Source organism: Pseudomonas sp. SIMBA_067, assembly GCF_046534675.1.
Classification (GTDB): Bacteria; Pseudomonadota; Gammaproteobacteria; order Pseudomonadales; family Pseudomonadaceae; genus Aquipseudomonas; species Aquipseudomonas putida.
Map to the genome: position 1 here is coordinate 1 of NZ_JAWRYH010001339.1, position 236 is coordinate 236.

Annotated in this window: 1 protein-coding gene; it reads right to left on the reverse strand. The window is 56.8% G+C overall.

Translation table 11 applies throughout. The annotated features are described in order from the left end of the window. A partial coding sequence (locus SB765_RS33700; RefSeq protein WP_410933046.1) for an STAS domain-containing protein occupies nt 1-236 on the reverse strand: 236 nt, incomplete at both ends.

A 236-nucleotide genomic window follows, 5' to 3' on the forward strand; every position in this document is an offset into this window, starting at 1 on the left:
CGGGCACGGTATCGGACGATCGACGATGTTGAACACCTGATCGAAGCCCATCGACTGCAGCAACCGGGAAATATCCGGGTTGGTGGTAACCACGGTCGGCAGCAGCCCAACCTTCTGGCGCGACAGGATCGACAACTTGGCCAGCAAGCCCAAGGTGGTGCTGTCGATGCTCTCGGTTTCAGTCAAGTCGATGACGATGGCCGAGAAATTCAGCGCAGTGAAGATTTTCTCGATCG